Source organism: Janthinobacterium sp. GW823-FHT03B06 (assembly GCF_058796955.1).
The window spans coordinates 269,527-292,924 of the sequence record NZ_JBXAJE010000004.1 but is presented as its reverse complement, the minus strand read 5'-3'; the positions used below and the strand labels follow the sequence as shown (position 1 = coordinate 292,924).

Sequence of the window (23,398 nt, the reverse complement as noted above, 5' to 3'; positions counted from 1 at the left end):
GCTACAAATTGATTTCGCTGAAGTGGTCTGTGTGATTCAAACAACGTTATAAAAAAAAAGTCGCAACTGGTAGTGTTCTGGTATTGGATAGTAGTATATTGGCGTTGAATTGGTTTTGTAAGTGGTTGTGCCGAAGGGTCTGCAGCATGCCGCAAGAGTAGGCGGGCTGGAAAGAAGACCTACGTTAAAAATGAAAAGGTTCCAATCCTGGAGCCTAAATCAAGGGGGAGTACATGAAACGCAATTTGACACCTGCAGCTGCCGTCGTGAAATCCGGTTCGCGTAGCCGTACGCCGATCGCTGCGGCCGTTGCCGTGATGGTCGCCGGTCTGTCCTTTTCGGCGCAGGCGCAGGAAGCGCCCGCCGAAGACGTGGCCACCGTGGTGACGGTGACCGGCGTGCGTGCCTCGCTGGAAAAATCGCTGAAGCAAAAACGTAATGCGGATTCCGTGGTGGAAGTGGTGACCGCCGAAGATATCGGCAAGATGCCGGACCGTAACGTGGCTGACGCGATCCAGCGCCTGCCAGGTGTGAATACCCAATCGTCTGCCGGTGGCGAAGGCGGCTTCGGCGAAAACGACCGCGTCAGCCTGCGCGGCACCAGCCCCAGCTTCCAGCAAACCCTGTTCAACGGCCATGCCATCAGCACGGGCGACTGGTTTGTCTTGAATCAATTTGGCGGCAACGTGGGCCGTAGCAGCAGCTTCTCTTTGCTGCCATCGGAGTTGGTGAGCTCCGTTGTCGTGCACAAGAGCGCCACCGCCGACCTGCCTGAAGGCGGCGTCTCGGGCGTGATCGACGTGATCACCCGTCGTCCGCTGGAATTCAAGAACCAGATCACGGCCGAAGGCTCGATCCAGGCTTTCCATAATGACCTGGCCGGCAAGACGGACCCGCAGTTCTCCGGCCTGGTAAACTGGAAGAATGACACGAATACCCTGGGCATCATGGTGCAGGGTTTCTCGCAAAAGTCGACGGTGCGCCGCGATGGCCAGGAAATCCTCGGCTATACGCCGATCTCCGCTACCAGCAATGCGGCCTTGGCCCATCCTGAACTGGCCGGCGTAAAAGTGCCGACCTTTATCGGCGCCAGCCTGTTCGAGCAAAAGAAAACCCGCGAAGGTGGCGCATTCGACATCGAATTCAAGCCCAGCAAGGACCTGACACTGGACGTAAACGGCTTCTATTCGCAGCTGAAGGCACCGCATCAAAACACCAACTGGCTGGCTGCACCGGCCAACTCGGTGAACAGTACCAACGATAAAGGTGTCTCGACCGGTCAGGTGCCGACCAACTACACGGTCAAGAATGGCACACTGACAGGCGCCACCTTCGCAAAAAACTCTGGCGAAGTCGACAATATCTACCGTCCTGATGCTGGCGGCGAGTCGTACTACCTCGATTTCAACTTCAAATACCGCGCCACCAAGGACCTGACTCTGACTGGCAAGCTGGGCAAGACCCATGGCGTCGGCTATGACCGCGACGATGTGTACTACCAGAACAACGTCGATGGCGGCATGGTGTATCAATTGAACGGCATGAGCCCGGCCAGTGTTTCCTATCCCGGCGGCACCACCACCAAGCCAGGCTCGACGGCATGGGCCGGCGGCGGCGAATCGCGTTCCGTGGACCAGGAAAAATATGCTCAGATCGACGCGGAGCTGCGCCTGTCTTCGGGTATCTGGGATTCCGTCAAGTTCGGCGGCCGCTTGACCGATCACAAGCGCGATGCGGAGCATCCGTTCGAAACCCGTCCGGGCGACCTGGGCTTCTCCAATCCTGGCCCCGTGTGGAATGGCACGATGTACCCGAGCGACTTCGCCAACAACCTGGGCGGCAACCTGTCGAGCAACTACTTCAAGTACGACGGTTCGGCACTGGGCGCTTGGGGCGCGGCACCGGGCAACCGCCTGTTCGACTACGTGCGTCGCCATAACTGGACCGACGAATTCAAGCTGAAGGAAAAAACCTCGGCTATCTATGCCATGGCCAACCTGACGGGCGACAACTGGAGCGGCAACTTCGGTCTGCGCGCCGTTCACACCAAGCAGTCGACCCTGGTGAACCAGGCCGGCGGCCCGATCACCGGTTCCGACTGGGGTGCGTACTCGCAGCATCTGTATGAGCGCAGCTATAACGATTTCTTGCCTAGCGCCAACATCAAGTTCGATGTGCGCAACGACCTGGTGGTGCGCGCCGCCGTGGCCCGCACCATCGCCCGTCCCGACTACAGCGCGCTTGGTGGTTCGGTATCGCTGAACGACGATGCATTGAGCGGCAGCGGCGGCAACGTCAACCTCAATCCGGTGAAGTCGGATAACGCCGAAGTCAGCGCCGAATGGTATTTCGCACCGAAGTCGGCCTTCTCGGTGGGCTTGTTCTACATGGACCTGAAATCGGTCGTGTCGAACGGTACCGTCAACGCTACCTACTTCAACAGCAAGCGCAATGCCAACGCCGTGTACCAGATCACGTCGCCATTCAATACCAGCGGCAAGAACAAGGGCGCGGAGTTCAGCTATCAGCAACCGCTGTTCGGCGACTTCGGCATTTTGGCCAACTACACCTATGCCGATGGCAAGCTGGACAACGGTGACGAACTGGTCAACGCATCGCGCAGCACGTACAACCTGACGGCCTTCTACGAAGCCAACGCCCTCAGCGCACGCCTGGCCTACAACTACCGTTCGGCTTACAAAGCGGGCGTGGACCGTGGCGCCAGCCAGCACGTTGCCGGCGCCGGCGGCCTGGCCGGTTCGCTCAACTACAAGATCAACGAACACTTCACGATCACGTTCGATGCGCTTAACTTGACGAACACGACCATCAAGATGTACGCGGAAAACAAGGATCAGCCACGCGCTTTCTATAGCAACGGCCGTACCTTCTACCTGGGCCTGCGCGCCAAGCTGTAAACAAGACGATCTGGCCTGATGCACCCGCGTCAGGCCCGGTCTTCCTCGGTCTTTCAAGGCAAGTTCCTGTTTCAGGGGCTTGCCTTTTTTTTCGGCGCTCCCGCTGATCTTTGTCGCTTTCTGCTGCACCCCGTCGTTTGCCGTCTGTACTCATCCATAAAACCGTCCCGCCAGCGCGGCGGGCATCCATAACGAGGAGTCTATGAACAGCCGTTTGCATCCCGTATTACATCCCATCGCCGCCGCCGCAGCCTTGCTATCCATGAGCATGTCTGCCCAGGCGCAGCAAGCCCCCATGCAGGAAGTGGTCGTGACCGGCATCCGCGCCTCGCTGGAGCAATCGCTGAGCCAGAAGCGCAACAGCGATTCCGTGATCGACGTCGTCAGCGCGGAAGACATCGGCAAGTTGCCCGACAAGAACGTGGCTGACGCCGTGCAGCGTGTGCCTGGCGTCAACATTTCCTCGTCGGCCGGCGGTGAGGGCGGCTTCTCGGAAAATGACCGGGTCAGCATCCGCGGCACCAGTCCCAGCCTGACGCAAACCCTGATCAACGGCCACGCCGTGGGTACGGGCGACTGGTTCGTCACCGACCAGGTGGGCACTGTGGGGCGCAGCGTCAGCTTTGCCTTGCTGCCGTCGGAAATTGTCAGCCGCGTCACCGTGCAAAAGAGCGCGCAGGCGGACCTGGTGGAAGGCGGCGTGGCCGGCTCCATCAATATCGAGACGCGCAAGCCCCTCAGTTTCAAGCAGCCGTTCACGGCGGAATTGGCCGTGCAAGCCATCTATGCGGACTTGCCGGGCAAGACCGACCCTCAGATGAACGCCCTGTTTAACTGGAAGAACGAAGCGAAGACTATGGGCGTGCTGTTCCAGGTGTTTTCCGAGAAGCGCCACGAACGCCGTGACGGGCAGGAATTCTTCGGGTATGGCGCCATCGACGCCGACAGCCCTGCCGCGCAGAAATATCCGGAACTTGCCGGTGTGCTGGCACCGCTGGGCATCAACTCGGCCCTGTTCGAACAGGTACGCAAGCGCCAGGGGGGCAGCCTCGACCTGCAATTCAAGCCGACGTCTGATTTGATGCTGGACGTCAATGGCTTCTATTCCAAGCTGGACGCGGCCAATTACAACCGCAGCTTTTATAACCAGCCGGGCGCCAATCTGAATGCCGTCGATAATGACGGCAAGCATGTGGGCGTGATTCCCAGCGCGTTTACGGTCAAGAACAACACCCTGGTGGCAGCCGATTTTCCCGCGTCGCAATTTCCTGCCGCGAATGCCACCACGCCGTACAACGGTCAGCTGTATCCGGCCCTGGTGGACCAAATCTACCGCCCTGGCTCGAATTCGTCGACCGCGTATGTGGACTTCAACGGCAGCTACCGCGCCAGCGAGCGCCTGCGCATCACGGGCAGCCTCGGCTACACGCGCGGCATAGGCGAAACACCCGTCGACCTCGGCTATGAGGCGGGCTTGACCGGTGTGGGCGTGTCGTACCAGCTGAACGGCCTGTCGCCGGCCAGGCTGAATTTCCCCGGTCTCGATGTTTCAAAGTTATCGAATGCGGTAACGGCATCGGCCTGGGGTTCGCATGTGGAAACCCTGGACACGGAAAAATACGGCCAGGCCGATGGCGAGCTGAGCATGGATTACGGCGTGCTGGAATCGCTGAAGTTCGGCGCGCGCTACGCGGAACACCACCGCAATGTGTCATGGCCGGAAAACCGCAGCTGCGCCGTGTGCGACGGCACGACGAATGCGCCCTTGCCGACATGGAATGGCGGCACCTACCCGGGCGACTATGGCAAGGGCCTGGGCGGCAATGCGCAGGGACGCTACTGGCAGCTCGATCCGGCCGACCTGGTGGTGTGGGCCAACAAGTATGACAATACGGGCGGCCCGAATTCGCGCAACTGGCCGGCTGAACTGGACGTGAAGGAAAAGGATAGCGCGGCCTACATCATGGCCAACCTGGCAGGCAACAAGTGGCGCGGCAACGTGGGCGTACGCGTGGTACGCACGCAGCAGACGACGGTGACGAACGTGCCGGGCGGCGAGAACCCGATCGGCCAGGAAAACATTTTCGGCACCTACACGCCCACCGTCGTCAAGCACAGCTACACGGATGTGCTGCCGAGCGCGAACATCAAGTTTGACCTGAGCAAGGACCTGGTGGCCCGCGCGGCGGTGGCGAAAACCATGGCGCGCGCCGACTACAGCGCCCTGGTGGGCGCCGTCAACCTGAACGACCAGTTGCTGACGGGAACGGGCGGCAATCCGGATTTGAAACCGATACGCTCGACCAACTACGACGCCACCCTGGAATGGTACTTCGCGCCGAAAGCCATGCTGTCCGTGGGGGCTTTCTACATGGATATGAAATCGTACGTGACGTTTGGTACGGCGCCCGTGAGCTACTACAATAATACCTTCAAGAAATTCAACACCTATGTGATCCAGTCGCCGACGAATATCGGCGCCAAGAACAAGGGTGTGGAGCTCAGTTACCAGCAGGGCTTGTGGGGCGGTTTCGGCGTGGTGGGCAATTACACCTATACGAATGGCAAGGCCGACGATGGCGCCGCCGTGGTCGGCAGCTCGCGCGGCACCTACAACCTGGAAGGCTATTACGAGGACGAGCGGCTGAGCGCGCGCCTGGCCTATACCTACCGCTCCAGCTTCCTGGCCGGCCTGTTCAGCAGCTCGCCCCAGTATGTGCATGGCGTGGGCAACCTGGCCGCATCGCTCAACTACAAGATCGACGAGCGCTATTCGCTGACCTTCGATGTGCTGAACCTGAACAATCCGGTGCTCAAGTATTACGGCGCCAACCAGGACCAGCCGACGGCCCTGTATTCGAATGGCCGCCAGTTTTACTTTGGCCTGCGCGCCAAGTTGTAGTTTTTTTTACCGGCTTTCCGCCACAAGCGGGAAGCTGGTTTTTATCTTTTTGAATTGTTTGACCATGACTATTGCTTCTCAACGCTACCTCGCCCTCGACGTCCTGCGCGGCCTGACCGTCGCCCTGATGATCGTCGTCAATACCCCTGGCGACTGGGGCGCCGTGTATGCGCCATTCCTGCATGCCGAATGGCATGGATTTACCCTCACGGACCTGGTCTTTCCCAGCTTTTTGTTTGTCGTCGGCAATGCGTTGGCGTTTGCGCTGGGCAAGTATGAACACCTGGGACACGGCGCCGTGCTGGCTCGGCTGTGCAAGCGCAGCGCGCTGATCTTTCTATTGGGCTTTTTGCTGTACTGGTTTCCCTTCTTCAAGATCGACGACGCGGGCCAGTTCGCCTGGTCGCCGTTGTCGCACACGCGTATTCCCGGTGTGCTGCAGCGTATCGCCGTGTGCTATCTGGCCGCCGCCCTGATCCTCCATTACGGGAAGACGCGCGGCGCGCTCGTCTTCAGCGCCTGCGCCTTGCTCGGCTACTGGGCCATCCTGGCCTGTTTTGGCGACTACAGCCTGCACGGCAATGCGCCGGCCAAGCTCGACCTGTTCCTGCTGGGCGACAGCCATTTGTACCACGGCGAAGGCATCGCCTTCGACCCGGAAGGTATCCTCGGCACCTTGCCGTCCATCGTCAATGTGATTGCCGGCTACCTGGCGGGGAGCTGCGTGCGCCAGGCGGCGCCGACGCAATGGCGTTCCAGCCTGGTTCGGCTGGCCGTGGCCGGCGCCATGTGCGTGGCCGTGGCCCTGTGCTGGAATGAAGTGTTTCCGATCAATAAGAAGCTGTGGAGCAGCTCCTATGTGATGCTCGGTATCGGCCTGGACTTGCTGCTGCTGGCGCTGCTGATGTTCATCATTGACGTGCGCAAGATCACGGGCTGGACGTATTTTTTTGAGGTCTTCGGCAAGAACACCCTGTTCATCTACCTGGTGTCGGAAGTGCTGGTGATCATCGCGTTTACCGTGCGCATCGGCGGCGGCAACCTGTACCAGTGGCTGTACCAGCACTGGTTTACGGGCTGGGCGCCGGCGCGCGTGGGCTCGCTGCTGTTTGCCGTCAGCTTCATGCTGCTGTGCTGGCTGATTGCCTACGCCATGGACAAGCGCAAGATCTACATCAAGGTCTAAAATTTCAATTTCAGCCCGTAACGCGTGGCCAGGGCAGTGAAGAACAGCATCAGGGCGGTGACGGCGGCGGCATTCCAAAGGCCGGCCGCGCCGCCCGTTGCCCAATACGGCCACCAGAAAGACGGCAGGTGCAGCACGGCCGCTAGCTGCTGCCACAGGTCGGGCACGATGTAGGCGAACAGGGCATTGGTGCCGGCCGGCACGAGCACCACGGCCCAGGCGCGCCAGCGCCACACGTCGATGACGATATAAAACACGAGGAACAAGGCCAGGATGAGGGCGCTGCACACGAGCGTGTAGGATTCCGTCGCCGCGATCTTGTTGATGTGGTGATACGGCCGCAGCAGCAGGCCGGCAGCGAACAGTCCCAGCGCGAACCACGCCATGAAGCGGATGCGCTGCCCATGGCGCAGGGCGGCGCCGCGCAGGAACAGCTGGCCCACCAGGGTGCCGGCCAGTACATTGGCGGCCGTCGAGCCGAGCACCTGCGGCACGTTGACGAAGGCGTTGACGCCTGCCGGCAGGAAATCGAGGCTGCCCGCCATGCCGCCCATGTACAGCATGAGCAGCAGGGCGAACATGCCCATCAGGGCCGTGCCGCTGCCCCGGCACGCCAGGTACAGCAGGCTGCACAGCAGGTAGGACCAGCCTATCATGCCAAGGATGCCCCACCAGGACGGCTGCAGCCAGGTGCTGAAAAATTCGCTGTTCAGCTCTCCGCGGAACGTCGCCAGCAGGAACAGCATCAGCGCGCCGCCCACGGCCAGTTCCAGCTTGCCCGCGCCCTGGCGCCACAGCAGGATCATGGCCACGTAAAACAGCAGGAAGTAGACGGCGTGCGGCAGCGGCGCCGCCTGCGCATCGTAGCGGTAGGCATTCGCCAGCACCACGCCGGCCAGCATCAGGCTGGCGGAGCGCCACAGCAGGCGTCCCAGCAGGGCGGGCGTGACGTGGCCGCAATGGCGCTGCAAGGCCAGCGGTATGGCCATGCCGACCATGAACAGGAAGCCGGGAAAGACCAGGTCGGGCAGGGTGATGCCGTCGGCGCGGGGTCCCGCATGCTCGAGCCACCAGGCGATGCCGGGCATGCCGGCCAGATAGTTGACCCAGATCATGACGACGATCACGCAGCCGCGGAACGCATCCAGGCTGGTCAATCGTTCAGGTGCAGGTACAGCTGCGGGGGCGGTGGCTGGCGGCATGGGTGTGAATGAAAAAAGGTCGAAAAAAAAGCAGCCCCGGCGTGAGCCGGGAACTGCCTTGCGCATGCTGGCGGGAACAGGAATTACTGTGCCGCTGCTGCCGGTACCGCCGCTGCCGTGGCAGGACGGTTCAGCCACAGGATCCAGTAGCGGGCCAGATCGCCCACGCCGTCGCCGCCCTTGACCGTTTCCAGGACCTTGATGGCGTCATCTTTCTTGCCAGCCATGGCGTAGGAATAACCGAGGCGCAGCTTGGCGTCTTCAGGACGCTTCAGGCCGCCCTTGGCGATGCCTTTCTGGATCAGGTCGATACCTTTGTCGAACTGGTCCATCGTCACGAAGGCGTAGCCGAGGTTGATCAAGCCCGTGCCATCCTTGCTCTTCATGGCCGACGCTTCGCCGCTGGCGATGTTCTTCGCATCGTCGGCGGCAGCCTTGTTGGCCTGGTCGCGCAGTTTCTTGTGCTTGGCGGCATTTGCTCCCGTGCCCAGTACGCCTTTGGCAAAGCCGGCGTCCAGCACTTTTTTCGCTTCCGTCGGGAAGGCGTTCTGCAGGGCGATTTCAGCCATGTCGCTGTAATCTTGCGGCGGCATGGTGCCCACGGCCTTGAATTGCAGGCGCAGCACGTCGAGCGCGAAGCGGTCGGAATAGCCGGCCTTGCCTTGCGTGCGGCTCAGCAGATCGCTCCAGTAGTCATCCGACGGGTAGTAGCGCACCAGGTTTTCCATGGCGACCAGGTAGGTGGCCGGGTCCTTGCTTTTCGAACCCGTGTTGGCCAGCAATTGCAATTCTTCGATGGTCGGCGTCTTGCCCGCTTGCTGCTTGGCCGTCAGGTCGGCCATCAGTTCCTGTTTCGCGCGCGCGAAATCATTGCTGAAGTAGTAGGCGCGGATGATGTACGGGCGCATGGTGGTCACGTCGCCTGTTTCCGTTTGGTAACGGGTGAACCACTTGATGGCGTTCGGATAATCCTTGGCGTTGTAGTGGTAGTTGGCCAGCGCCTGGATGAAGTCGCCCTGGGCTTTCTTGTCCAGCTTGCCTGATTCGATGACCGCTTCCAGCGCCGTCATGGCCATCGGTGCATTGTTGGTGGTCGACGCCAGCGCCACGCGCAGGCGGTTCAGCACGAACGTTTCATACGGCGTCAGGGCGGGAATGGCGGCAGCCTGGTCGATGCGGCTTTGTACGTCGGCGTAGTTTTTCGCATCCATCGATGCCTTCACGGCAACCGGATCGAGCAGCTTGAACACTTCGGGACGTACCGAATCGGCTGGCGCGGCAGCGGCGGCGGCTGGCTTGGCATCCTGCGCGTGCGACAGGGCTGGCAGGACATTGAGGCCGATGGCGGCCAGGAGCAAGCTAAGACGGGCAAGACGGAATTGGGACATGGGTTATCCTTCAATCAATAACAAAAATACGCTCCGGTACTGGTTGCCGCAACAGGGTGCGGCGGCATTTGCCGGGGGCAGGGAATCTAAAAAAACACGTATTCTGCCATCCTGACCGCACAAGTCAAAGGGCGGCAGCATGGTAAACAACGGCTATTGTCACATAAACGGCTGGGCTGGAGCGCCAAACGTGCGCGCCAAGGCTTGCCCTTTGGCATCGAACAGCAGGCAGCGCTGCGGCGGCAGATGCAGGCGCATGGCGTCGCCCGCCTGGCGCAAGCCTTCCTCGGCCGGCAGCTTGACGGCCAGCATCTCGGTCACGCCCTGCATGCTGGCGTAAACGATGGCCACGTCGCCCAGGTATTCGACATGGCTGACGGTGGCGTCGACGACGTTGCTGTTCGCCATTGCCCCGTCCTGCAGACTGACATGCTCGGCCCGCACGCCCAGGGTCAGCTGGTTGCCCGGCGCCACAGCGTCACCTTGCGCCTCGATGTCGATCACGGCGCCGCCAGGCAGGCGCACGGCCACCGAGCCGGGGCCGCAGGCGACGGCCTCGCAGGCGATGAAGTTCATCTTCGGCGCGCCGAGGAAGCCGGCGACGAACAGGTTGCCGGGATTGTTATACAACTCGTGCGGACTGCCCACCTGCTCGATGCGCCCGCCGTTGAAGACGACGATGCGCTCGCCCAGGGTCATGGCTTCGACCTGGTCGTGCGTGACGTAGATCATGGTCGTCTTCAATTCCTGGTGCAGGCGCGAAATTTCCACGCGCATCTGCACGCGCAGCGAGGCATCGAGGTTCGACAGCGGTTCGTCGAACAGGAATACCTTGGGCTTGCGCACGATGGCGCGGCCGATGGCCACGCGCTGGCGCTGGCCGCCCGACAGGTCCTTCGGCTTGCGTTTCAACAGTGGCGTGATCTGCAGGATGTCGGCCGCGCGCTCGACGGCGGCGCGCACCTCGGCCTTTTTATGTCCGGCCAGGGAGAGGGCGAAGGCCATGTTCTCGTACACCGTCATGTGCGGATACAGGGCGTAGCTCTGGAAGACCATGGCCAGGCCCCGCTCGGCCGGCGCGATATCGTTGGCCAGCTGGCCGCCGATATGCAGCTCGCCGTCCGTGATGTCTTCCAGCCCGGCGATCATGCGCAGCAGGGTCGATTTGCCGCAGCCGGACGGCCCCACGAAGACGACGAATTCACCGTCGCGGATATCGAGGTCGATGCCGTGGATGACGGGGTGCTTGTCGTCGTACAGCTTGACGATGTTCTTTAAAACGATGTGTGCCATGGGTTGTGCGATTCCTAGCTGGCGCTGGCCGGCGCGGACGTGGCGCCGGCGTCAGACGGGTCGGAGGTATCCTTCGGGCCGATGCGCATGAAGCGCGACAGGATCAATACGGGCACGGCCGACACCAGCACCCACAGGAAAAAGGTCTTGTAGCCGAGCGCCGTCTGGATGTCGCCGCTGATCATCTTGAACAGCACGAAGCCCAGCTGCATCACGCCGGTGGCGAACGCATAGTGGGCCGTCTGGTACTTGCCGACAGAAACCACCTGCATCATGAACAGGATCAGGCCGACGAAGCCGAAGCCATAGCCGAACATTTCCACGCTGAGCGCGGCCGTGATCAGGGTCAGGTCGGTCGGCATGCTGTGGCTCAGGTAGTAGAACACCAGGTTCGGCAAGTTCATTGCCAGGATCAGGAAAAACATGGCGCGCTTGAGGCCCAGCCACGACGTGAAGTAGCCGCCGCCTATGCTGCCCAGCAAAAAGGCCACGGTGCCGGCCGTGCCGTACACGGCGCCCACTTCCGTCGTCGACAGGCCCAGGCCGCCAAGCTCGCGCGCTTCGCGCAGGAACAGCGGGCCGATGGTCTGCACTTGCGCCTCGCCCGCGCGGAACAGGATGATGAAGGCGATCATGCCCCAGATGCCGGGCTTTTTCAGGAAATCCACCAGCACGTCCCACAAGGTGCGGCTGATGCCGGCCACGCTCTTGTCGGCCACGGCCGCGTTGCGCACCTGCGGCAGCGCCCACAGGTGATAGGCTGCCAGCGACAGCATCATGGCGCCGATGATCAGGAAGATGACCGACCAGGCGGGCTGGATGCCGATTTTTTTCTCCAGGTAGCCGGCCAGGATCACCAGGCCGCCCAGCGAGATGAATTTGCCCGCGTTGAAGAAGGCGCCTTGCCAGCCCGCGTAGGCCGCCTGCTGCTTGTCCGACAGGCTGGCGATATACAGGCCGTCGCAGACGATGTCGTGCGTGGACGAGGCCAGCGCGGCGACGAACAGCACGGCGATGCAGGCGGCAAACCACATCGGCGTCTGCAGCGCCAGCGCGATCAGGCCCAGGCTCAGGCCGCCGAGGAACTGGAACAGCACCACCATGGTCTTCTTGCTCGACGCCAGTTCCAGGAAGGGGCTCCACAGCGACTTGAAGACCCAGGCAAAGCCGATCAGGCCAGTCCAGCGGGCGATCTGGTCGTTCGGCACGCCCATGCTCTTGAACATCAGGCCGGCCACCAGGGCCACGGCGTAGAACGGCAAGCCCTGGGCGAAGTACAAGGTCGGCACCCAGGAAATCGGGCTGCGTTTGCCAATGTTGGTGCGCTTGTCGTGCATGGAGGCTTCCTTATCGAGAGATGTTTTCATTTGACTGCGCCGTCCATGCCGCGCATGAAGAAGCGTTGGGTAAACAGGAAGGCGAGCAGGGTCGGCACGATGGTGATCAAGGTGCCGGCCGCGATCACGCGCGTGCTGCTGCCGAAGGTGCCGCGCAAGTACAGCACGCCCACCGACAGGGGGAATTCATCGGGCTTGCTCATGACGATGGAAGGCCAGATGTACTCGTTCCACGATTCGACGGCCGTCAGGATGCCGACGGTGGCCAGCCATGGCGTAATCAGGGGCAGCATGATGCGGCTGAAGATGACCCACTCGGACGCGCCATCGACCCTCGCCGCGTCGATCAGGTCTTGCGGCACTTCCTCGAACGCCTGCTTGAGCAGCAAGATGGCCACGGCCGTCACCACGTTGGGCAGGATCACGCCCGTGTAGGTGTCGACCAGGCTCATTTGCGTGATGGTGATGAAGTTGACGAGGAAGTTGACCTCGGACGGCAGCACCAGGGTGGCCAGGATCAGGCCGAACACCAGTTTGCGGCCACGGAATTTCAGGCGCGCCAGCGGATACGCGGCCAGTGAACACAGCAGCAGTTTCCAGAACACGGTAAACACGGCGATCAGCACGGAGTTCTTGAAGAACGACCAGATGGGAATCGCATTGAACACTTCGATGAAGTTGTCCAAAGACGGCGCCTGCGGCCAGAAGGTGGGCGGGAAGGCGAAGATATTGCCTTGCGTGGAAATGGCCGTCACCAGGGTCCACCAGAACGGGAAGACGCAGACGAGGGCGATCGCGCACAGCACGGCATAGTGGCCCAGTATGTGCAGGCGCTTTTTCAGGGGGCGGGAACGGGTTGTCATGGTCATTGCCCTGTCAGCGGTGCTTCGGTTTCAGATAGCGCAGGCACAGCAGGGCGATGGCGATGCAAAACAGCGAGACGACGAAGCTGGCCGCCAGCGCGCGCGGCAGTTTCAAGTGCTTCAAGCCCTGGTCATACGCGTAATACAGCGCCGTGAAAGTGGAATTCATCGGGCCGCCCTGGGTCAGCACGTCGACTTCCTGGTACGCCTTCAGGGCCGCCAGCACGGACAGGATGGAGCACAGCATGATGGTCGGGCGCAGCATCGGCACGGTGATCTTCCAGAAGCGCTGCCAGCGGCTGGCGCCGTCGAGCATGGCCGCTTCCTGCATGTCCGACGGAATCGATTGCAGGGCCGCCAGGTACATCACCATGTACCAGCCCAGGCCGCGCCACAGGGTGACGAACATCACGGCAAACAGGGCCAGGCTGTCGTTCGTCAGCCAGCCCACGGGCGCGTTCACCAGTTTTAACGTCATCATCACGTAATTGAGCGCCCCCTGTTCGTGGAACATGAAGCCCCACATGATGCCGACGACGGACACGGTGGTCACCACGGGCACGTAGAAGGCGGCGCGGAACAAACGGATGCCGGGCAGGCGGTTGTTCACCAGCACGGCCAGCGTGATGGCGCCCACCTGCACGAAGGGCACCATCAGCAAAAACATCAGCGAATTCTTCAGGCCCGAGACGAACATCTCGTTGTTGAAGATGTAGCGGAAGTTATCGAGGCCGACGAAGCGCGTCTCGCGTATCAGGCTGTAGTCGGTGAAGGCCAGCACGGAGCCGTAGCCGACGGGCCAGAAGGAAAAGGCGGCCAGCAGCAGCAGGGCCGGGGCGAGGAACAGCCAGGCTTGCACGGTATGGCGGTGGGCGAGTTTCATGGTGTCCTCAGTGGCGCGGCAGGGTGGCCAGCTTGCGGTTCCAGATGGCGACGGCCTGGTCCAGCGCCTGCTTCACGTCCTGCTTGCCCGTCACGCCCGCCTCGACGGCCTTCACCAGCGAGCGGCGCAGCTCGTCGTAGTCGTCGATGCCGGCTACGTACAGCGTGCGCGAGTGGCCCATCGACAGGGCGCCGGCGGCCACCGCTTTTTCGGCCGCGCCCGCGTTTTGCGGCGTGGACAGAAAAAACGGGTCGGCCGCCGCCTTGACGGTGGTGGGGAAGACGCTGGCCTGGCGCGCGAAGGCCAGCTGGTTTTCGTCGTTCGTCAGGAAGCGCGCGAACTTGCCCACCGAGGGCAGCTGGCGCGCCGGCACGCCTTTCGGGATGGCGAAGTGCACCAGCCAGCCGCCGTCAGCGATGCCGGTGGGACCCAGCGGCGCAGGCGCCACGTCGGTGATGGCGTAGATATCTTTCGCGTCGCCGCGGATGCGCTGCATGGCCGTGGGCGGCGCCAGCAGCATGCCCAGGCGGCCGCCCTTGTAGGCGTCGATCACGGCGGGAAAATTGTCTTCGGCGAACAGGCTTTCCTTCAACAGGCCGCCCACCTTGTAGGTGTCGGCCAGTTTCTGCACCAGCGCCACGTGCTGCGGCGAATTGAAGACGGCGCGGTTGTCCGTGATGACGGCCAGGCCCTGTTGCATGAACAGGCCGTCGATCTTCGAGAGGGCAGGGGCGATGCCGGCCTTGCCCGTGCGTTGCGCGATCTGGCGCGCGAACGCCAGTTGTTCATCGAGGCTGGCGGGGCCGCGCGTGAGCCCGGCCTGCTTGAAAATGGCGGTATTGAAGGCGATCACCGCGACATTGCTGTACATGGGAAAACCGTAGGTGCGGCCCTTGAAGCGCAGGTCGTCCAGGGCGCTGGGAATGTAGCTGGCGCGCGCTTCCTTGATCAGGCCATCGACGGGTGTGAGCAAGCCGTCGCGCGCAAATTCGTCGGCCCAGGGCACGTTCAGGCTGACCAGCGCGGGCGGCGTGCCGGCCACGATGCGCGTGACCAGCTTGGTCTGGATGACGTCCCACGGGAAGTCGATCCATTCGATTTTGACACCGGGATTCTGCGCCTCATAGCGCGCCACCACCGCATTGAAATACGGCGTGAACTTGGGCTTCATGCTGAAGGTCCAGAATTCGATTTTCTCGGCAGCCCATGCCTGCGGCGCGAGCAGGCCCGCGCAGGCAAACACTGCCAACAGTCTCTTGATCATTATTATTATCCCTGCCAGTGGCCCCGCAAGTGCCGGGGTCGGACCCTCAGGGTCCGACCCCAGTCTTCGCTTTCGGGTTGGGTATTGCTTAGTTTGTTTTTGTTACCTTGCTCAAGTGACGCGGCGCATCCGGGTCCATGCCGCGCGCGGCCGACAGTTTTGCCGCCATCACGTAGAAGGACTGGATGGCGACGATCGGGTCGAGATCGGGCGTGGCCGCCACGGGCAGCGTCAGGTCGCGTTCGGCCACGTCGGCGGGTGCCGCCAGCAAGACCTTGGCGCCGCGGCCGCGCATTTCCGTGGCCAGCTGCAGCAGGCCGGCCTGGGTCGGGCCGCGTGTGGCGAAAATCAGCAGCGGGTAGCCGTCTTCGATCAGTGCCATCGGGCCGTGCTTGATTTCGGCGCCGCTGAAGGCTTCGGCCTGCAGGGCCGAGGTTTCCTTGAATTTCAGGGCCGACTCCAGCGCCACGGGGAAGCTGATGCCGCGTCCGACGACCATGATGTTGCGGGCCGGCGCCAGCACGTCGATGGCGGGCGACCAGTCGACGCGGGTCGCTTCGAGCAGCGCTTCGGGCAGCGCTTCCAGCCCTCCCAGCAGCTCGGGATCGTTCTGCCACTGGGCCACCATGCGCGCACCGGCGACCAGGCTGGTGATGAAGCTCTTGGTGGCGGCGACGCTTTGTTCCTTGCCGGCGCGCAGGGGCATGGCCCATTCGGCGGCGTGCGCCAGCGGCGAATCGATGTCGTTGACGAGGGCCACGGTGGTGGCGCCGCCATCGCGGAAGTAGCGGATCGGTTCGACCACGTCCGGGCTCTGGCCCGATTGCGAGATCGAGATGGCCAGGGTATCGCGCGTCACCAGCGGCGATTTGTTCAGGGTCACGAGCGACATCGGCAGGGATGCCACGACTCGGCCCAGGCGCGCCATGATCAGGTAGGCGACGTAATTGCAGGCGTGGTCCGAGCTGCCGCGCGCGATGGTCAGCGCGGTCGAGAACGAGGTGCTCCTCAATTTGCGGCCCAGTTCCGCGTAGCGTTCCGTGTCGCTGGCCAGTTGCAGGGCGACGCATTCGGCGGCGGAAACGGCTTCTTTAAGCATCATTGAGGTCACAGATTTCTCCTTCTATATACACAGCTTTGAGTTTGAGATCGCGATCGAGTACCACCAGATCGGCGTAAGTGCCGGGGGCCAGCCGGCCGCGTTCTTCCAGGCCCAGATAATCGGCGGCGTTGGTCGACACGCGCTTGGATGCGTCGGCCAGGTCCAGTCCCAGTCCCACCAGGTTGCGCAGCGCCTGGTCCAGGGTCAGGGTGCTGCCCGCCAGCGTGCCGTCGGGCAGGCGCACGCCGCCCATGCATTTCTGCACGGCGTGGCGGCCCAGCATGTATTCGCCGTCCGGCATGCCGGTGGCGGCGGTCGAATCGGTGACGCAGTACAGGCGCGGGATAGCGCGCAGGGCCACCTTGATGGCGCCCGGATGCACGTGCAGCAGGTCGGGGATCAGTTCCGCGTATTCGGCGTGCGCCAGGGCGGCGCCGACCATGCCCGGCTCGCGGTGATGCAGGCCGCTCATGGCGTTGAACAGGTGCGTAAAACCCATGGCGCCGTGTTCCAGCGCGGCCACGCCGTCTTCATAGGAGCCCAGCGTGTGGCCGATCTGCACGCGCACGCCGGCGTCGGCCAGGGCGCGCACCAGCTCCAGGTGGCCGGCGATTTCCGGCGCCACGGTGATGACGCGCAGCTTGGCCAGGGTTTGCAGGCGCTCGATTTCCGCCAGCGTGGCGGCGCGCGCGTAGTTCGGCTGCGCCCCGAGCTTGCCGGAATTGATGTACGGGCCTTCCAGGTGGGCGCCCAGCACGCGCGCCGTGTTCGGGCGGCGGTGCCTGGCGGCGATGCCGATGGCCGTCAAGGCCATGTCGATGTCTTCCGGCGGCGCCGTCATGGTGGTCGCCAGCAGGCTGGTGGTGCCGTGGCGCGCATGGATGGCCGCGATGGTGTAGACGGCTTCGCCGCCTTCCATGATGTCCTTGCCGGCGCCGCCGTGCACGTGCAGGTCGATGAAGCCGGGCAGAATATAGTCGTCGCTGTTGCCCGACGGGTGGACGGAATCGCCGGTGATGCTGTCGACTTTTTCGCCGAAGGCGATGGCGCCGTGGATCCAGCCGCCGGGGGTAAGGATATTGCCTTTGATAGTGCTGCTCATCTGCGCGACTCCGCTACGAATTCATAATAATCACTGCGGCAATACGAGTGGGTCAGTTCCACCGCTGCGCCGTTGTCGAGATAACTGACACGGGTGATGTGCAGCATGGCTTCACCCGTCTTGATATTGGCCAGCTTGGCCTGTTCCGCCGTGGCGTTGACGGCGCGGATATGCTGCAGCGCGCGCATCGGGATGGTGCCGCGCGACTCCAGGTAGCCGTACAGCGAATCGGTCACCTGCTGCGGGTCCGGCATGTACAGCGCGGGGATGGTGGTCGTCTCGATCGCCATCACCACTTCGTCGGCCGTGCGCAGGCGGCGCAAACGCGCCACCGGCATGTGCGGCGACAGTCCCAGCGACAGCAGTTCCAGCGGCGCGGCCGAGCCGATGTCGCGCTGCAGCCAGCGCGAGCCGGCCGTGAAGCCCCGCTGGCGCAATTCTTCCGAAAAGCTCGTCAGGCGCGACAGCGGCTGTTCCAGCTTGGGCGTGATGTAGGTGCCCGAGCCGCGCTTGCGCGTCAGCATGCCCCGGTCGCACAGCATGTCGATGGCCTTGCGCGCCGTGACGCGCGAAATTTCGAGGATTTCCGATAGCACGCGCTCGGAAGGCAAGGCCTGGTTGGCGCGCCAGTCGCCGCTGGCGATGCCGTCCGACAGCATGTTCGCCAATTGCATGTAGAGCGGCGTGTCGCTGGCGGGATTCGGTTTGAAGGCGGACAGTTTGGCCAGCATGGTCATTGCTCCTGCAAGTGCTTGCGTATCAGGCGCAGACCGCCTGCGGCCGAGTCGCCCTGTGCCGGCACGACCAGTTGCAACAGTTCCGCCGGCAGGTAGCTCGACAAGGGCGCCGCCAGGCCGCCGCACAGTGCCACGGGCAAGGCGCCGGCCGGATCGAGCGCCCTGGCGATGAGGGCGATCTGCTGGCCCGCGTCGGTCAGGATGCTGCGCGCCACGGCATTGCTGGCCGCGTGTTCGAGCACCAGGCGCGCCAGTTGCGCGAAATTGGTCTGGCTGGCGGCGGCCAGCCACACTTGCATGGCGTCGCGCTGGCCGCCGCAGGCGTCGATGACGGCCGTGGCGAAGGCGCTGCCGGGCACGCGGCCGTCGACCACTTGCTGCGCATGGTTGATGGCGCGCATGCCGATCCAGGCGCCACCCGCTTCGTCGCCGGAAGGGAATCCCCAGCCGCCCACTTCATGGCGGCTGCCGTCCGCGTGCAGCACTTCGCCCACGCTGCCGGTGCCGATGGCAACGATGGCGCCCGGCTGGCCCGCATGCGCGCCCAGCAGTGTGGTCAGGGCATCCGATTCGAGTGCCACAAAGGCATAGCCGGGATTGTGTTCGACGAAGCTGGCGGCCCACTGCTTGTTGTGCACGCCGGCCAGGCCCAGGCCGATGGCCATGCGCTGCAAGGAGGGTTGTTCCAGGCCGGCCGCGCGGAAGGCCAGGGTGACGGCATGCGCCACGGAGGTCCACGCCCGTTCGATGCCCAGTCCCAGGCCGGATGGGCCGCTTTGACCCTGTGCCAGTTCCTGGCCGTCGAGGCGCGCCAGGCGTACGCGGGTACCGCTTCCCCCGCCGTCGACGCCGATTATGTATTCGATCATGTTGTGCAGTCCCGCATTTGGTTGAGTGCGCCTGTCTCGGTTCTTTTATTTGTCGGGCGGCGAAAAAGCTGAAGGCACTATATTGTCGCCCCGATGGCTTGTCAACAGGTATTTAAGTGGTATTAACAAATGCGTTGCGCGATGACGCGCCATGCCCGAGGGTGTGATTGCAAGCGATTGTTAATAAAGGAGTTTTTGTGTTTCGTGAATGGTATTGAAATTGGCCTTGTTTAATGCCAATTTTTTCCAACTGGTCTGTTGTTGGCGATGCGGTATTGCTTGCATGCATGCTTGGCAAGGGGCGCCATGAAGAGTAAAGTCCGGCTTTTACACCTGAGTTGGAAGAGCATGATGAACGACAAGGCAGCAAAGAGCGAGTACTGGGACGACTGGCAGCAAGAGGCGCTGGCCGCCGGTGTGTCGGCGCCGCTGGCCGCGCTGGGCATGGAAATGATGCGCACGCACCGCAAGAACCGCTGGCCGAAGGATTTCCTGGGCCGCGAAAGCGATGGCCCGGTCATGATCGAAATGTGCCTGGAAGATGAGGCGGAAACGGAATTGTTCTTTATCGAGAACCTGTATCCCTACGATGCGGCGCTGATCGAAAAGACGCGCCGCCGTCTGTGCCTGCACTGATCGTACGCTGACGTGTGACTGGAACGGCCGCCTTGCGCGGCCGTTTTCACGTCAGTTACTGAATTTTTCGCTGCTCGTGGTGGCTCTGGCGCGCATGCGCAGGCTCAGCAGCACGATGGTAACCAGCAGCAGCGAATGTGTGCCCGGCTCATGCGAAGCGGGGGCGCGCAGGCTGGCGTCTTGCGACTGGAAACTGGCCAGGCGCGTGGCCAGGGTGGCGGGTGCCGCCTGGTAGCTGGCCTTCTGAACCGGCGCCGTGCCCGCCGCATGCGTGCTTCCAGCGGCCCAGAGCGACAGGGCCGCGCCCAGCAAGATCATTGTTCTCATCATATTCTTTATTTCCGCCGAGGGCTGTCAATCGATTACACATGGTCCCGCCGTATGCCGGCCCATGTCCTGTCCCCAGTTTGTATGCTTTCCGGCGTTGCTTATAGTGCACCGGAATGATATCTATTTATAAATTTCGTGTATTAAAACATAATAAAACAAAAATGCAAACGTCTTTTTGCAAATAAGTGCATGCGCTGCCTGTGCTTGCCGGGTGCGGTCTGTCTGTTGCATAGGGGAAATGACGTGGCATTTTCATGGGGGAGTGTCATAATGGCCCAGGCATTTCCGCCCAGGCATGGAGTAGATGATGAGCAAGGCACAGGACAGCAAGAAAGAAGCCAAGAAAGAACCGGCCAAGACCATGAAGGAAAAGAAGGAAGCCAAGAAGGTCAAGAAAGAAGAGCGCAAGCGCTGATCATGCGCGTGCGCCGTTCATTGACGCGCCCGTGGCGTGCGCCGGCCCTGCTGGCGGCGTTCGCCCTGCTGGCCGTTGGCCTGCCCGTGTCCGGCGTGCTGGCGCAGCAAAAGCCGGCGCCGTCCACGTTCGGGCAGGTGGTGGGCAATGCCGTGCTGTGCATCGACCAGATCGACAACAAAGCTTTTTATGCGTATTTGCTGACGGCCTTCGGCCCCGCCTACAAGCATGAAGGGGGCGCTTACTGGTTCCGCACGGACGCCACCTTGTGGGGCGCGCCGATTACCGACGTGATCGTCAGCGACGACACCAGTCCCCTCGTCTTCATGGGCGTGGTGGCGGACGCGACGCCGGAAAAGCTGGAGCCGGCCATCCGCGGCGCCTCGGGCCTGCGCTTCAATAAACTCGACAATTCTGCCTTTCCTGTCCGTGGTTCAATGCCTGGCAGTAAAATCGTCTACTTCCGTAGCAAGGCGAAAGTCTATTGCGCCAAATACAAGCCGTTGCCGCCCGCCCGCACCCGCTGAGGGTCTCGGCTTGCCGCCGCGCATTTTGATTGTTTCATCCGCAGGGTCTCCATGTACACGCATTATTTCCAGCTCAAGCAATCGCCGTTTTCGATCGCGCCCGATCCGCGCTACCTGTTCATGAGCGAACGCCACCGCGAAGCGCTGGCGCATTTGCTGTATGGCGTGGGCAGCGGCGGCGGCTTCGTGCTGCTGACGGGCGAAATCGGCGCCGGCAAGACCACCGTGTGCCGCTGCTTCATGGAGCAGATTCCGGAAAACTGCCAGCTCGCGTATATCTTCAATCCGAAACTGTCCGTCGAGGAATTGCTGCTGTCGATCTGCGAGGAATTCCGCATCGCCGTGGCGCCCGGCGTGGCCAGCGTGAAAGGCTATGTCGACGCCATCAATGCGCACCTGCTGGCCAGCCATGCGCAGGGCAAGAACAATGTGCTGATCATCGATGAAGCGCAAAACCTGTCCGCCGCCGTGCTGGAGCAGTTGCGTTTGCTGACCAATCTGGAGACGAGCGAGCGCAAGCTGCTGCAGATCATCCTGATCGGCCAGCCGGAATTGCGCGCCATGCTGGCCCGGCCAGAGCTGGAGCAGCTGGCGCAGCGCGTGATCGCCCGTTATCACCTCGGCTCGCTGACGGAGGACGAGACGGCCAGCTATGTCCGCCACCGCCTGGCCGTGGCGGGCAGCACTGCGCAGACGCCGTTCGCGCCCCGTTTGATGGCGCACATTCACGCCATGAGCCACGGCGTGCCGCGCCGCATCAACCTGCTGTGCGACCGCGCGCTGCTGGGCGCCTACGTGGAAAACCAGCCGCAGGTGACGCGCCAGATATTGCGCCGTGCCGCCGAGGAAGTCTTTGCGGAAGAGGGCAAGCCGGCTGCCGGCCGGGGCTTGCGCTGGCCGCACGTGGCCGCTGGCGTGCTGGCTGGTGCGCTGTTCACGGCCGCGCTGGCCTGGCATTTCATGCCGCACGCGCCTGCCACAGTGGCCGTGGCGAAAGCACCCGTCGCGGTGGCGCCGGCGGTGCCCGCTGCTGCACCTGTTCCCGCGCCCGCGACCGCCAGCGTGCCGGACCGCAACGCCGTGCTGCGCCACCTGGCCAGCCTGTGGGGCGAGCAGTTGCCGGCCGGCGACGCCTGCCAGGCGGGCGCCCGCGCCGGCCTGCGCTGCCTGCACAGCCGGGGCGGCATCGCCGAGTTGCGCGTGCTGGACCGTCCCGCCATGCTGGCTTTGCGCGATGCGGGTGGCACGGAACAGCTGGCGCTGTTGACGCGTCTGCACGATGATACCGCCACCTTGATGCTTGATGGCAAACAGCAAAGCCTGCCGCTGGCTCAGCTGGCGCAGCGCAGCGATGGCAGCTTCACGACCTTCTGGCGCGCTCCGCGCAGCTGGCGCGACGAAGTCCCGCTGGGCGCGCGCGGCGCCGACGTGGATTGGCTGGCGCAGCGGCTGGCGCAACAGCGGGGCTTGCCGGCGCCGGCCGCCAATCTGCCGCTCGATGCCGAGATGCAAGGCCAGCTGCGCGCTTTCCAGCAAAGCCAGAGCCTGCGGGCCGATGGCCTGGCGGGCCCGAAAACGTATATACGCCTGATGCAGCTGGGTGACAATGCGGAGCCGCGCCTGAGCAGCGCGGCTCCTGCCGTGGCGGCGCCCGCTGCGACGGCGATGGTGGCGGGGAAATAAAGATGTCCTACATACTTGAAGCACTGAAAAAATCGCAGGCCGAGCGCCAACTGGGCGAATTGCCCTCGATCCACGCACCGCAAGTGCAGCTGCACGATACGGCCGCGTCCGGCGCTGGGCGGCGCGCGCCCGTCTGGCTGGCGCTGGGCGGCGTGACGGTGGCCGTGGCCGCCGCCCTGCTGTTCTGGCAGCCCTGGCAGGCAGGCACGGCTGCACCTGCGGCCGCTCCTGCCGTGCTGGCCCAGGCTGTGCCCGCGCCGCTGCCGGCAATCGTCCCGCCGGCAGTCCCTGTACCTGTCCCTGTACCTGTCCCTGTATCCGCGCCGGCCCCCGTCACGCAAGTCACGCCCGTGCCGCCAGCGGCCACGGCCGCACCCGTGCACCATGCCAGGCCTGTGGCGGAACCGAAGCAGGAAACGCCAGGCCAGGCGCTTCCCGTCGTCCCGGCTCCGGCTCCGGCCGTGCCGCCGCCGGCAGCCGAAGATGCCGTGCCCGGCATGCGCGACCTGCCCGAGCCGATACAGCGGCAAATCCCCCCGGTCGCCATCGGCGGCTATATCTATTCGAAGAATCCGGCGGACCGCCTGTTGCTGATCGACAAGGTCCTGCGCCATGAAGGCGAGGAACTGGCGCCCGGCCTGGTGCTGGAAAAATTGCAGCCGAAAGCGGCCATCTTCAGTTTCAAGGGTTACCGCTACCGCGTGCCGTATTGAGTTGTTGTACATCAAGGCCGGGCCCCCATAGCTGAACCATACTGGCCT

19 protein-coding genes are annotated in these 23,398 nt (G+C 63.0%); 7 read left to right on the top strand and 12 right to left on the bottom strand.

All coding sequences use genetic code 11. The features are described from left to right. The first annotated feature begins 233 nt into the window (after positions 1–233). The 3 genes from AC1RBA_RS15995 to AC1RBA_RS15985 all read left to right on the top strand — a co-directional run bounded on the left by AC1RBA_RS15995 (position 234) and on the right by AC1RBA_RS15985 (position 7,006). On the top strand, positions 234–2,918 hold the full coding sequence (locus tag AC1RBA_RS15995) for a TonB-dependent receptor (protein ID WP_475414310.1): 2,685 nt from the start codon (positions 234–236) through the stop codon (positions 2,916–2,918). Between the two features lie 202 nt (positions 2,919–3,120). Next, entirely contained in the window at positions 3,121–5,820 is a 2,700-nt protein-coding gene (locus AC1RBA_RS15990) for a TonB-dependent receptor (RefSeq protein ID WP_492419045.1), read from the top strand. Between the two features lie 64 nt (positions 5,821–5,884). After that, a complete protein-coding gene (locus tag AC1RBA_RS15985; protein WP_492419043.1) occupies positions 5,885–7,006 on the top strand; it encodes an acyltransferase family protein in 1,122 nt (373 codons plus the stop codon). Here the strand turns inward: AC1RBA_RS15985 and AC1RBA_RS15980 are convergent. The 11 genes from AC1RBA_RS15980 to AC1RBA_RS15930 form a co-directional block, all read right to left on the bottom strand. Beyond that, positions 7,003–8,163 carry a DUF5009 domain-containing protein gene (locus AC1RBA_RS15980; RefSeq protein ID WP_492419041.1) on the bottom strand — a complete coding sequence of 387 codons (1,161 nt, stop codon included), beginning with the start codon at positions 8,161–8,163 and terminating at the stop codon, positions 7,003–7,005. The two genes, AC1RBA_RS15985 and AC1RBA_RS15980, sit on opposite strands and share 4 nt — an antisense overlap. A gap of 128 nt (positions 8,164–8,291) precedes the next feature. Next, entirely contained in the window at positions 8,292–9,596 is a 1,305-nt protein-coding gene (locus AC1RBA_RS15975; RefSeq protein WP_492419039.1) for a tetratricopeptide repeat protein, read from the bottom strand. A 159-nt stretch (positions 9,597–9,755) separates the two neighbouring features. After that, the gene (locus AC1RBA_RS15970; RefSeq protein WP_492419037.1) at positions 9,756–10,889 is read right to left on the bottom strand and encodes an ABC transporter ATP-binding protein; all 1,134 of its coding nucleotides are present in this window, start codon (positions 10,887–10,889) and stop codon (positions 9,756–9,758) included. 14 nt (positions 10,890–10,903) lie between these two features. Further along, positions 10,904–12,226, bottom strand: coding sequence for an MFS transporter (locus tag AC1RBA_RS15965; protein WP_492405159.1), 1,323 nt, complete (start codon positions 12,224–12,226; stop codon positions 10,904–10,906). A 26-nt stretch (positions 12,227–12,252) separates the two neighbouring features. Next, positions 12,253–13,089: a carbohydrate ABC transporter permease gene (locus AC1RBA_RS15960; protein WP_492419035.1), complete on the bottom strand. Its 837-nt coding sequence runs from the start codon at positions 13,087–13,089 to the stop codon at positions 12,253–12,255. A gap of 13 nt (positions 13,090–13,102) precedes the next feature. After that, positions 13,103–13,972, bottom strand: coding sequence for a carbohydrate ABC transporter permease (locus AC1RBA_RS15955; RefSeq protein WP_070221839.1), 870 nt, complete (start codon positions 13,970–13,972; stop codon positions 13,103–13,105). Between the two features lie 7 nt (positions 13,973–13,979). Further along, positions 13,980–15,236, bottom strand: coding sequence for an ABC transporter substrate-binding protein (locus AC1RBA_RS15950; RefSeq protein ID WP_492419033.1), 1,257 nt, complete (start codon positions 15,234–15,236; stop codon positions 13,980–13,982). 88 nt (positions 15,237–15,324) lie between these two features. After that, complete coding sequence (locus tag AC1RBA_RS15945) at positions 15,325–16,338, bottom strand: SIS domain-containing protein (RefSeq protein WP_070221837.1); 1,014 nt, start codon at positions 16,336–16,338, stop codon at positions 15,325–15,327. Beyond that, the gene (gene nagA, locus AC1RBA_RS15940) at positions 16,328–17,440 is read right to left on the bottom strand and encodes an N-acetylglucosamine-6-phosphate deacetylase (protein WP_070221836.1); all 1,113 of its coding nucleotides are present in this window, start codon (positions 17,438–17,440) and stop codon (positions 16,328–16,330) included. The genes AC1RBA_RS15945 and nagA overlap by 11 nt, the downstream gene beginning before the upstream one ends. Beyond that, on the bottom strand, positions 17,437–18,171 hold the full coding sequence (locus AC1RBA_RS15935) for a GntR family transcriptional regulator (protein WP_099410621.1): 735 nt from the start codon (positions 18,169–18,171) through the stop codon (positions 17,437–17,439). The genes nagA and AC1RBA_RS15935 overlap by 4 nt, the downstream gene beginning before the upstream one ends. 2 nt (positions 18,172–18,173) lie before the next feature. Further along, on the bottom strand, positions 18,174–19,046 hold the full coding sequence (locus AC1RBA_RS15930; RefSeq protein WP_492419031.1) for a glucosamine kinase nucleotide-binding domain-containing protein: 873 nt from the start codon (positions 19,044–19,046) through the stop codon (positions 18,174–18,176). Between the two features lie 348 nt (positions 19,047–19,394). On the opposite strand from AC1RBA_RS15930, the gene AC1RBA_RS15925 reads away from it, so the two are divergent. Continuing rightward, the gene (locus tag AC1RBA_RS15925; protein ID WP_034759823.1) at positions 19,395–19,682 is read left to right on the top strand and encodes a hypothetical protein; all 288 of its coding nucleotides are present in this window, start codon (positions 19,395–19,397) and stop codon (positions 19,680–19,682) included. A 51-nt stretch (positions 19,683–19,733) separates the two neighbouring features. On the opposite strand, the gene AC1RBA_RS15920 is transcribed toward AC1RBA_RS15925, so the two are convergent. Next, positions 19,734–20,012, bottom strand: a complete 279-nt coding sequence (locus tag AC1RBA_RS15920) for a hypothetical protein (protein ID WP_141750096.1) — start codon at positions 20,010–20,012, stop codon at positions 19,734–19,736. A 417-nt stretch (positions 20,013–20,429) separates the two neighbouring features. On the opposite strand from AC1RBA_RS15920, the gene AC1RBA_RS15915 reads away from it, so the two are divergent. Genes AC1RBA_RS15915 through AC1RBA_RS15905 form a run of 3 tightly spaced genes read left to right on the top strand, consistent with a single transcriptional unit; the run spans position 20,430 to position 23,350 of the window. Next, positions 20,430–20,954: a hypothetical protein gene (locus AC1RBA_RS15915; protein ID WP_070313696.1), complete on the top strand. Its 525-nt coding sequence runs from the start codon at positions 20,430–20,432 to the stop codon at positions 20,952–20,954. A 51-nt stretch (positions 20,955–21,005) separates the two neighbouring features. Further along, positions 21,006–22,637, top strand: a complete 1,632-nt coding sequence (locus AC1RBA_RS15910) for an ExeA family protein (RefSeq protein WP_492419028.1) — start codon at positions 21,006–21,008, stop codon at positions 22,635–22,637. A 2-nt stretch (positions 22,638–22,639) separates the two neighbouring features. After that, positions 22,640–23,350, top strand: coding sequence for a general secretion pathway protein GspB (locus AC1RBA_RS15905; protein ID WP_492419026.1), 711 nt, complete (start codon positions 22,640–22,642; stop codon positions 23,348–23,350). Positions 23,351–23,398 lie beyond the last annotated feature (48 nt).

Bases quoted from the DNA above. Each gene is read 5' to 3' on its own strand.
- AC1RBA_RS15915 (WP_070313696.1), top strand. From the start codon at position 20,430: ATGCGCGTGCGCCGTTCATTGACGCGCCCGTGGCGTGCGCCGGCCCTG.
- AC1RBA_RS15950 (WP_492419033.1), bottom strand. From the start codon at position 15,236: ATGATCAAGAGACTGTTGGCAGTGTTTGCCTGCGCGGGCCTGCTCGCG.
- AC1RBA_RS15920 (WP_141750096.1), bottom strand. From the start codon at position 20,012: ATGATGAGAACAATGATCTTGCTGGGCGCGGCCCTGTCGCTCTGGGCC.
- AC1RBA_RS15905 (WP_492419026.1), top strand. From the start codon at position 22,640: ATGTCCTACATACTTGAAGCACTGAAAAAATCGCAGGCCGAGCGCCAA.
- AC1RBA_RS15970 (WP_492419037.1), bottom strand. From the start codon at position 10,889: ATGGCACACATCGTTTTAAAGAACATCGTCAAGCTGTACGACGACAAG.
- AC1RBA_RS15990 (WP_492419045.1), top strand. From the start codon at position 3,121: ATGAACAGCCGTTTGCATCCCGTATTACATCCCATCGCCGCCGCCGCA.
- AC1RBA_RS15910 (WP_492419028.1), top strand. From the start codon at position 21,006: ATGTACACGCATTATTTCCAGCTCAAGCAATCGCCGTTTTCGATCGCG.
- AC1RBA_RS15955 (WP_070221839.1), bottom strand. From the start codon at position 13,972: ATGAAACTCGCCCACCGCCATACCGTGCAAGCCTGGCTGTTCCTCGCC.
- AC1RBA_RS15930 (WP_492419031.1), bottom strand. From the start codon at position 19,046: ATGATCGAATACATAATCGGCGTCGACGGCGGGGGAAGCGGTACCCGC.
- AC1RBA_RS15965 (WP_492405159.1), bottom strand. From the start codon at position 12,226: ATGCACGACAAGCGCACCAACATTGGCAAACGCAGCCCGATTTCCTGG.
- AC1RBA_RS15985 (WP_492419043.1), top strand. From the start codon at position 5,885: ATGACTATTGCTTCTCAACGCTACCTCGCCCTCGACGTCCTGCGCGGC.
- AC1RBA_RS15995 (WP_475414310.1), top strand. From the start codon at position 234: ATGAAACGCAATTTGACACCTGCAGCTGCCGTCGTGAAATCCGGTTCG.
- AC1RBA_RS15975 (WP_492419039.1), bottom strand. From the start codon at position 9,596: ATGTCCCAATTCCGTCTTGCCCGTCTTAGCTTGCTCCTGGCCGCCATC.
- AC1RBA_RS15960 (WP_492419035.1), bottom strand. From the start codon at position 13,089: ATGACAACCCGTTCCCGCCCCCTGAAAAAGCGCCTGCACATACTGGGC.
- AC1RBA_RS15935 (WP_099410621.1), bottom strand. From the start codon at position 18,171: ATGCTGGCCAAACTGTCCGCCTTCAAACCGAATCCCGCCAGCGACACG.
- AC1RBA_RS15945 (WP_070221837.1), bottom strand. From the start codon at position 16,338: ATGATGCTTAAAGAAGCCGTTTCCGCCGCCGAATGCGTCGCCCTGCAA.
- AC1RBA_RS15925 (WP_034759823.1), top strand. From the start codon at position 19,395: ATGATGAACGACAAGGCAGCAAAGAGCGAGTACTGGGACGACTGGCAG.
- nagA (WP_070221836.1), bottom strand. From the start codon at position 17,440: ATGAGCAGCACTATCAAAGGCAATATCCTTACCCCCGGCGGCTGGATC.